The sequence below is a fragment of the Streptomyces apricus genome, assembly GCF_008369065.1.
In the GTDB taxonomy this organism is placed as follows: Bacteria; Actinomycetota; Actinomycetes; order Streptomycetales; family Streptomycetaceae; genus Streptomyces; species Streptomyces apricus.
In genome coordinates this window covers 207,197-215,255 of sequence record NZ_VDFC01000075.1, presented here as the reverse complement: position 1 = coordinate 215,255, position 8,059 = coordinate 207,197, and the positions used below count along the sequence as shown (strand labels likewise).

Annotated in this window: 8 protein-coding genes and 2 pseudogenes; 7 read left to right on the top strand and 3 right to left on the bottom strand. The window is 73.1% G+C overall.

The annotated features are described in order from the left end of the window. The first annotated feature begins 74 nt into the window (after positions 1-74). The 3 genes and pseudogenes from FGF04_RS34565 (at position 75) to FGF04_RS34555 (ending at position 3,441) form a co-directional block, all read left to right on the top strand. On the top strand, positions 75-923 hold the full coding sequence (locus FGF04_RS34565; RefSeq protein ID WP_149515337.1) for a GNAT family N-acetyltransferase: 849 nt from the start codon (positions 75-77) through the stop codon (positions 921-923). A 111-nt stretch (positions 924-1,034) separates the two neighbouring features. After that, the gene (locus FGF04_RS34560; RefSeq protein WP_149515336.1) at positions 1,035-1,631 is read left to right on the top strand and encodes a GNAT family N-acetyltransferase; all 597 of its coding nucleotides are present in this window, start codon (positions 1,035-1,037) and stop codon (positions 1,629-1,631) included. Positions 1,632-1,724: 93 nt separating this feature from the next. Continuing rightward, positions 1,725-3,441: pseudogene (locus FGF04_RS34555) on the top strand (proline--tRNA ligase). Between the two features lie 45 nt (positions 3,442-3,486). Here the strand turns inward: FGF04_RS34555 and FGF04_RS34550 are convergent. From FGF04_RS34550 to FGF04_RS34540, 3 genes are read right to left on the bottom strand one after another with little or no spacing between them, the layout of a single operon-like run. Beyond that, a complete protein-coding gene (locus FGF04_RS34550) occupies positions 3,487-4,380 on the bottom strand; it encodes an aminoglycoside phosphotransferase family protein (RefSeq protein ID WP_149515335.1) in 894 nt (297 codons plus the stop codon). Positions 4,381-4,408: 28 nt separating this feature from the next. Beyond that, the gene (locus FGF04_RS34545) at positions 4,409-4,921 is read right to left on the bottom strand and encodes a ferritin-like domain-containing protein (RefSeq protein WP_149515334.1); all 513 of its coding nucleotides are present in this window, start codon (positions 4,919-4,921) and stop codon (positions 4,409-4,411) included. Beyond that, positions 4,918-5,490 (bottom strand): hypothetical protein, encoded by a 573-nt coding sequence (locus tag FGF04_RS34540; RefSeq protein ID WP_149515333.1) that lies wholly within the window; start codon positions 5,488-5,490, stop codon positions 4,918-4,920. The genes FGF04_RS34545 and FGF04_RS34540 overlap by 4 nt, the downstream gene beginning before the upstream one ends. A gap of 204 nt (positions 5,491-5,694) precedes the next feature. On the opposite strand from FGF04_RS34540, the gene rimP reads away from it, so the two are divergent. The 4 genes and pseudogenes from rimP to FGF04_RS41455 form a co-directional block, all read left to right on the top strand. Further along, positions 5,695-6,204, top strand: a complete 510-nt coding sequence (gene rimP / locus FGF04_RS34535; RefSeq protein ID WP_149515332.1) for a ribosome maturation factor RimP — start codon at positions 5,695-5,697, stop codon at positions 6,202-6,204. 2 nt (positions 6,205-6,206) lie between these two features. Then, positions 6,207-7,229, top strand: coding sequence for a transcription termination factor NusA (gene nusA / locus FGF04_RS34530; protein ID WP_149515331.1), 1,023 nt, complete (start codon positions 6,207-6,209; stop codon positions 7,227-7,229). A gap of 134 nt (positions 7,230-7,363) precedes the next feature. Beyond that, complete coding sequence (locus FGF04_RS34525) at positions 7,364-7,645, top strand: YlxR family protein (RefSeq protein WP_149515330.1); 282 nt, start codon at positions 7,364-7,366, stop codon at positions 7,643-7,645. Between the two features lie 162 nt (positions 7,646-7,807). Beyond that, a pseudogene (locus tag FGF04_RS41455) lies at positions 7,808-8,059 on the top strand (translation initiation factor IF-2 N-terminal domain-containing protein); the annotation flags it as partial.

Here is an 8,059-nt window from a genome sequence, read left to right as displayed (position 1 = left end):
GGGTAGGGGCGGCGGGGGCGAGATCCGGCAGGTACAGTGCGGGGACCAGCAGACTGATGGTGAAGGCCCCGCACGTGTTGACGCAGACGACCACCAGGGTCCTCGACCCGAGCGACCTGGACGCCGCGCTCGCCGTCCTAGACCGCGAGCCGGTGGCGAACGCCTTCGTCACCTCCCGCGTACAGGTCGCAGGCCTCGACCCCTGGCGCCTCGGCGGCGAGATGTGGGGCTGGTACGAGGACGGCATGCTGACCTCCCTCTGCTACGCCGGCGCCAACCTCGTCCCCATCTGCGCCGGCCCCCGGGCCGTACGCGCCTTCGCGGACCGCGCCCGCAGGGCGGGCCGCCGCTGCTCCTCCATCGTCGGCCCCGCCGAGGCCACCGCCCTGCTCTGGCGCCTGCTCGAACCCAGCTGGGGCCCCGCCCGCGAGGTCAGGCCGCACCAGCCCCTGATGGTCGCCGACCGGCTCCCCGCCGACGTCACCCCGGATCCGTACGTCCGCCGCATCCGCAAGGACGAGATGGAGACGATCATGCCGGCGTGCGTGGCGATGTTCACGGAGGAGGTCGGCATCTCCCCGCTCGCGGGCGACGGGGGCCTGCTCTACCAGGCGCGGGTCGCCGAACTCGTCGGCAGCGGGCGCTCGTTCGCCCACGTCGGCAGGGACGGCCGCGTCGTCTTCAAGGCGGAGATCGGCGCCGCCACCCCGCAGGCCTGCCAGATCCAGGGCGTCTGGGTCGCCCCCGAGTACCGCGGCCAGGGTTTCGCCGCCCCCGGCATGGCGGCCGTCCTGCGCTACGCCCTCGCGGACGTCGCCCCCCTGGTCAGCCTCTACGTCAACGACTACAACACCGCGGCCCGGGCCACGTACCGCCGCGTCGGCTTCCAGGAAACGGGCGCGTTCATGAGCGTCCTGTTCTGAGGGCCCCGTAGGGGCGCGGGGAACTGCGCGACCAGCCCCATCGGACCCGCACCCGACGAAACCACCGCCCGCGCAGCCCACGCAGTGGAGACGCCCAGGTAGTCTCCGGTCATGCTGCGCTTCCCCGGTCAGCCCGGTCAGCCCGGTCAGCCCGGTCAGGGCCCCCTCACGCCCGACGACATCGTCATCGGCCCCCTGGACCTGGCCACCCGCATCGACGAGGCGCTGAACGTCCAGGCCGTCGCCTTCGGGCTCGGCGCGGACGAGATCGCCGTACGCCGCCAGATCGTGCTCCGCCACCTCACCTTCCCCGGCGCCCGCGCACTGGGCGCCACCACCCCCGGCGGACGGCTCGCCGGGTTCGTCTACGGCATGCCCAACGACCGCAGCCACTGGTGGTCCACCGTCGTCGAGCCCTACCTGCGCGAACAGGGCCAGGACGGCTGGCTCGACCACTCCTTCGTCATCACCGAACTGCACGTCCACCCGGACTTCCAGAACCGCGGGGCCGGCCGCGCCCTCATCACCACCATCACGGACGGCGCCGCCGAACCGCGCTCGATCCTCTCGGCCATCGACACGGAGAGCCCCGCCCGCGGCCTGTACCGCTCGCTCGGCTACGAGGACCTGGCCGTCCAGGTCCTGTTCCCCAGCGCGCCGAAGCCGTACGCGGTGATGGGCGCCCCCCTGCCCCTGCGCCGCCGCTGACGGATCCCTCCCGTGCCGAAACGGATTTCCGGCGACGGCGGGCACCCGGCTAACCTCCTAGCCATCACCTATACGCAGCAGGAGTCGAGAACCATGGCCCAGGTCCAGCGCATGTCCCGTTTGATGGTCAAGACACTGCGTGACGACCCGGCGGACGCCGAGGTGCTCAGCCACAAGCTGCTGGTGCGCGCCGGCTACGTCCGCCGGACCGCCGCCGGCCTGTGGTCCTGGCTGCCGCTGGGCAAGAAGGTGCTGGCCAACGTCGAGCGGGTGGTCCGCGAGGAGATGGACGCCATCGGCGCCCAGGAGGTCACCCTGCCCGCCCTGCTGCCGAAGGAGCCCTACGAGGCGACCGGCCGCTGGGAGGAGTACGGCCCCGAGCTGTTCCGCCTCAAGGACCGCAAGGGCGGCGACTACCTCCTCGGCCCGACCCACGAGGAGATCTTCACCCTCCTGGTCAAGGACCAGTGCACGTCCTACAAGGACCTGCCCGTGATCCTCTACCAGATCCAGAACAAGTACCGCGACGAGGCCCGCCCGCGCGCCGGCATCCTGCGCGGCCGCGAGTTCCTGATGAAGGACTCGTACTCCTTCGACACCGCGGACGAGGGCCTCGCCGAGTCGTACGCCCTGCACCGCGAGGCGTACCGGAAGATCTTCGCGCGCCTGGGCCTGGACTACCGCATCTGCGCGGCCACCGCGGGCGCCATGGGCGGCTCCAAGTCGGAGGAGTTCCTCGCCCCGGCCGCGGCCGGCGAGGACACCTTCGCGGACTGCCCCAACTGCGACTACGCCGCCAACACCGAGGCGATCACCTACCCGCTGAAGCCCGTCGACGCGGCCGGGGTCCCCGCCCTGGAGGAGATCCCCACCCCTGGAGGAGATCCCCACCCCGGACACCCCCACCATCGAGACGCTCGCCGCGTACCTGGAGGTGCCCGCCTCCGCCACGCTGAAGAACCTGCTGGTCAAGGTGGACGGCGAGATCGTCGCGATCGGCGTCCCCGGCGACCGCGAGGTCGACATGGACAAGGTCGAGGCGCACTTCGCGCCCGCCGCCGTCGAACTCGTCACGGCCGAGGACTTCACGGGCCGCGCCGACCTGGTGCGCGGCTACGTCGGCCCGCAGGGACTGGAGAAGGTCCGCTACCTCGCCGACCCGCGCGTGGCCCCCGGCACCGCCTGGATCACGGGTGCCAACAAGGAGGGCGTGCACGCGAGGAACGTCGTCGCGGGCCGCGACTTCGAGGTCGACGCGTACGTGGACGCGGTCGTCGTCCAGGAGGGCGACCCCTGCCCCGTCTGCGGCACCGGCCTCAAGCTGGACCGCGCCATCGAGATCGGCCACATCTTCCAGCTCGGCCGCAAGTACGCCGACGCCCTCCAGCTCGACGTGCTCGGCCAGCAGGGCAAGCCGGTCCGCGTCACCATGGGCTCGTACGGCATCGGTGTCTCGCGCGCGGTCGCGGCGCTCGCCGAGCAGCACGCCGACGAGCAGGGCCTGGTCTGGCCCGCCGAGATCGCCCCGGCCGACGTCCACGTCGTCGCGGCGGGCAAGGCCCTCCAGACCGAGCTGGCGCTCGACGTGTCGCAGAAGCTGGGCGACGCGGGCGTGCGGGTGCTCGTGGACGACCGCGCCGGTGTCTCGCCCGGGGTGAAGTTCACCGACGCCGAGCTCATCGGTGTACCGAAGATCCTGGTGGCCGGCCGGCGCTCGGCCGACGGCGTCCTGGAGCTGAAGGACCGCCGCACCGGCGAGCGCGAGGAGCTGACCGTGGACGAGGCGATCGCCCGTCTGACGGGCAAGTGACCTGAGGGTCAGGGGCCGCCCGTAGGCGGCCCCTGACCCCGGCGGCTACAGCCAGGAGGCGAACTCCAGCAGCAGTTCGGCGTCCTGGGGCCGGCCCACCCGCCGGGCCCGTACGCCCGACTCCACGGCCCGGAACAGCGTCCAGCCGCGCAGCCGCTCCTGGTCCAGGTCCAGGGACTCCGCGAGCCGCTTCACCCGGCGGCGGGTGGTCGAGGCGCCGGACGGCGAGGCGATCAGGTCCTCCACCCGGTCGCGGACCAGCCGGGCCAGGTCGAAGGCGCACTCGCCGACCACCGGATCGGGCCCGACGGCCAGCCACGGGCTGCGCTCGCCCGCCAGGACCTTGCTCTGCCGGAAGGTGCCGTGCAGCAGGCGCGCCGGCGGCGCGGACGCCAGCAGTTCCTCGCGGACCGCGAGGGCCGCGTCGACCAGCGGCACCGCCTGCGCGTCCGCGCCCGCCCGCATTGCCGCGGCCTGCCGTCCCGTCCGCTCGGCCACGGTCTCGAAGACGTGGTCCGCGGGCGGCTCCACCCACAGCCTGCGCAGCGCGCCCACCGCCTCCAGCATCGACCTGGCCTCCGGCAGCGAGCGCACGGACACGTCGGGGTGCAGCCGCTCCAGCAGCAGGACGCCCTCGGCGCCGGCCGGCTCCAGCAGGCGTACCGCGCCCCGGCCGTCCCAGTGCGCCAGCGCGGCCCGCTCGCTCTCCGGGCGGGCCCGGCGCGGTGCCAGCTTCAGGACGGCGGGGGTGCCGTCGGGCAGCCGGACCAGCACCACCAGACTGCTGCGCCCGCCGGGGACCTGCACCCGCTCCACGGCCGACTCGCGCAGCACGACGGCCTGCTCGGCCGCCTGGGGCAGCTTCTCCAGCCAGTCGTCACCGTCCGGTGCCGCCTCGCCGAGCGCCTTGACCAGACGCGGCGGCGGTTCGAAAGCCATGCGCGAGTCGTTCCCTTCCCTGGACGCGTTACGAGGACGGTGCCGCCGATGCGGTGGCGGAGGCCGACCGCTCGGCGAGACCAGGGAAGGCTACGCTCCCGCCGCGCCAGCGCACCGCCCGCACCGCGGCTTCCCGCAGCGCCTCGGCCGCCGCGCGCCGCCGCTCGCCCTCGGCGGCCCGCACGAGGTCGGAGTACACCCCGGCCACCCGGTCCTCCAGCTCCGCGGCCAGCCGCACGGCCGATCCGGAGTCCGTCATCCGGAACGGCAGCGCGTACGCGGCCGCCGCGGGCTCGGGCTCGCCGCCCAGGTCGCGCACCGACCGCGCCAGGTCGTCCCGGCGGGCGCGGTGCGCGTCGTACGCGGCCCGCGCCTCCGTCCGCCGGGCCTCGTCGATCCGGCCGCCCACGACGCCGTAGCCGTACACGGCGGCGTGCTCGGCGGCGAGCGCGGCCTGCACGGCCTTCAGCTCCGCGGACGGCTTCGCCCGTGGGGCCCTCCGCTCCGCCGCCCGTGCCCTCGTCCCCTCGGAACCGCTCACTTCTCGTCCTCCGTCAGCAGGTACGCGTGTCCCGCGCCGGCCGCGGCCACCGAGGCCAGCAGCCGGGCCAGCTCTCCCGGTACGTCCGCCAGCGCCTTCAGCCGCCGGTCCGTCAACGCGCGCTCGGCCGCCGCGAGTTCGGCGAGGGCCTCCTTCTGCGTCGCCGGCACCGCGGGGGAGGGCGACGGCGACCCACCCGCGGAGGGATCCGCGGAGGAACCGCCGGAAGGACTCGCCGTGGCGGAGGCCGACGCCGCGTCCGAGGCGCGCCGGCCGCCCCCGAACGCCTCCGCGTGCCGGACGACCTCCGCCCGCAGCGGTGACAGCCGCTCGCCCAGCGCGGGATACGCGGCGAGCACGGCCCCGTACCGCTCCGCGAGCCGTTCGCTGTCGCGGGCCGCACGCGCGCGTGCCCGTGCGGCGGCGGACGAACTCCCGCCGGTGGTACCGGGGGAGGAGTCGGAGGAGGAGCAGCCCGCGAGCAGCGCGGCGCCCGCTGCGGCGGTCCCGGCGAGCAGGCTCCTTCGGCGCGGCCCCGAGGGGGTGCGCGACGGCAGGGTGAACGGCACGGCAGACGTCCTCGTCAGGGCTCGTACGGACGGAAGGGGCAGACCCTTGATCACGGTACCCGCGTACCGTCCCCGTGCCCACCAGCGGCGCCGCCCCGTCGCCCGGCGGACCTCGGTGGACGGCAACACCCCCCGGGACCGGATACCCTTTGACCTGACACGCGCCCTACCCACAACAGCACACGCGGCCGAGGAGTCACCCGGATGAGCACCACCCAGAGCGAGAGGCTGCGAGAGCTCCTGGAACCGCTCGTCAGCTCGCAGGGACTCGATCTCGAAGAGATCGAAGTGGACTCGGTGGGACGCAGGCGTGTGCTGCGGGTCGTCGTCGACTCCGACGAAGGGGCCGACCTCGACGCGATCGCCGATGTGAGCCGCGCGCTCTCGGCGAAGCTCGACGAGACCGACGCGATGGGCCAGGGCGAGTACACCCTGGAGGTGGGGACGCCCGGCGCGGAGCGCGAGCTCAAGGAGCACCGCCACTACGTGCGCGCCACCGACCGCCTCGTGCAGTTCCGGCTGGCGGACGGCGACGACCTCGTCGCCAGGATCCTGACGGTGGACGACGAGGGCGTGGACGTCGAGGTGCCCGGCGTGAAGGGGCGCAAGGCCACCGCCAGGAGACTCGCCTTCGCGGACGTCGCCAAGGCGCGCGTCCAGGTCGAGTTCAACCGCAAGGAAACGAAAGACATGAAGGAAGAGGAGGAGGCGTAGCCGTGGACATCGACATGAGTGCCCTGCGGGGTCTGGTGCGGGAGAAGGAGATCTCCTTCGACCTGCTGGTCGGAGCGATCGAGTCGGCCCTCCTCATCGCCTACCACCGCACCGAGGGAAGCCGCCGCCACGCGCGCGTCAAGCTCGACCGGGAGACCGGCCACGTGACCGTGTGGGCGAAGGAGGACGCCGCCGACCTGGAGGAGGGGCAGGAGGCCCGCGAGTTCGACGACACCCCGTCGGACTTCGGCCGGATCGCCGCCACCACCGCCAAGCAGGTCATCCTGCAGCGCCTGCGGGACGCGGAGGACGACGCGACGCTCGGCGAGTACGCGGGCCGCGAGGGCGACATCGTCACCGGTGTCGTCCAGCAGGGCCGCGACCCGAAGAACGTGCTCGTCGACATCGGCAAGCTGGAGGCCATCCTGCCGGTGCAGGAGCAGGTCCCCGGCGAGACGTACCAGCACGGCATGCGGCTGCGCTCGTACGTCGTACGGGTCGCCAAGGGCGTCCGCGGCCCGTCCGTGACGCTCTCGCGCACCCACCCGAACCTGGTGAAGAAGCTCTTCGCGCTGGAGGTGCCGGAGATCGCCGACGGGTCCGTCGAGATCGCCGCCATCGCCCGCGAGGCCGGCCACCGCACGAAGATCGCCGTCCGCTCCACCCGGTCCGGGCTGAACGCCAAGGGCGCTTGCATCGGCCCGATGGGCGGCCGCGTGCGCAACGTGATGGCCGAGCTGAACGGCGAGAAGATCGACATCGTCGACTGGTCGGACGACCCCGCGGACATGGTGGGCAACGCGCTCTCCCCGGCCCGGGTCTCCAAGGTCGAGGTCGTCGACCTCGCGGCCCGCTCCGCGCGGGTGACCGTCCCCGACTACCAGCTGTCGCTGGCGATCGGCAAGGAAGGGCAGAACGCCCGGCTCGCCGCCCGCCTGACCGGCTGGCGCATCGACATCCGCCCCGACACCGAGCAGACGGGTGAGCAGGGCGAGGACCGGTCCGGGGACCGCCGCGGCGAGTAGCGGCGGCGGGCGACGGCGGCCCGGGGAATGGATCCAGGCCGCCGGTGGTTTGGATCACGACAGTTTTATGGTGCGGCAACTGTTCGATACTTGCCCCAAAGGGGTGAGGTCGGTGCAGGGAGGTAGACTTAAGAGTGTCTGGCCGGACGCATGCCCGCGCATGCCCTGAGCGCACCTGTGTGGGGTGCCGGGAGCGAGCGGCCAAGACCGATCTGCTGCGTGCCGTGGCGGCCGGGGGCGAATGCGTCCCCGATCCTCGCGGTACGCTGCCCGGCCGGGGTGCGTATGTACACCCCGCCCTGGTCTGTCTGGACCTGGCGGTTCGCCGCCGGGCGTTCCCGCGGGCGCTGCGTGCCCCGGGTCAGCTCGACACAAAGGCGTTGCGCCGGTACGTCGAGCAGGCAGACAGTTGCTGAGCAGGCAACACCGTAAGGAGAGCCGCGCGGAACCCCGTGCGGCCCTGGTACCCCGCGAGTTGGAAGTAGGTCGAGATTGCGATGAGCACTCGATGAGCACGCGATGAGTACGCCCATGAAGTAGCGACGGTCCGGACGCAACCCGGACCTAAAAGGAGCGAAGTGGCTAAGGTCCGGGTATACGAACTCGCCAAGGAGTTCGGGGTGGAGAGCAAGGTCGTCATGGCCAAGCTCCAAGAACTCGGTGAATTCGTCCGTTCGGCGTCCTCGACGATCGAGGCGCCCGTTGTACGCAAGCTGACAGACGCCCTCCAGCAGGGCAGCGGCGGCGGCAAGCCCGCCCCGCGCAAGGCGGCGCCCGCCAGGCCCGGCGCGCCTTCTCCCGCGCAGGCCGCCCGTCCGGGCCGGCGGACG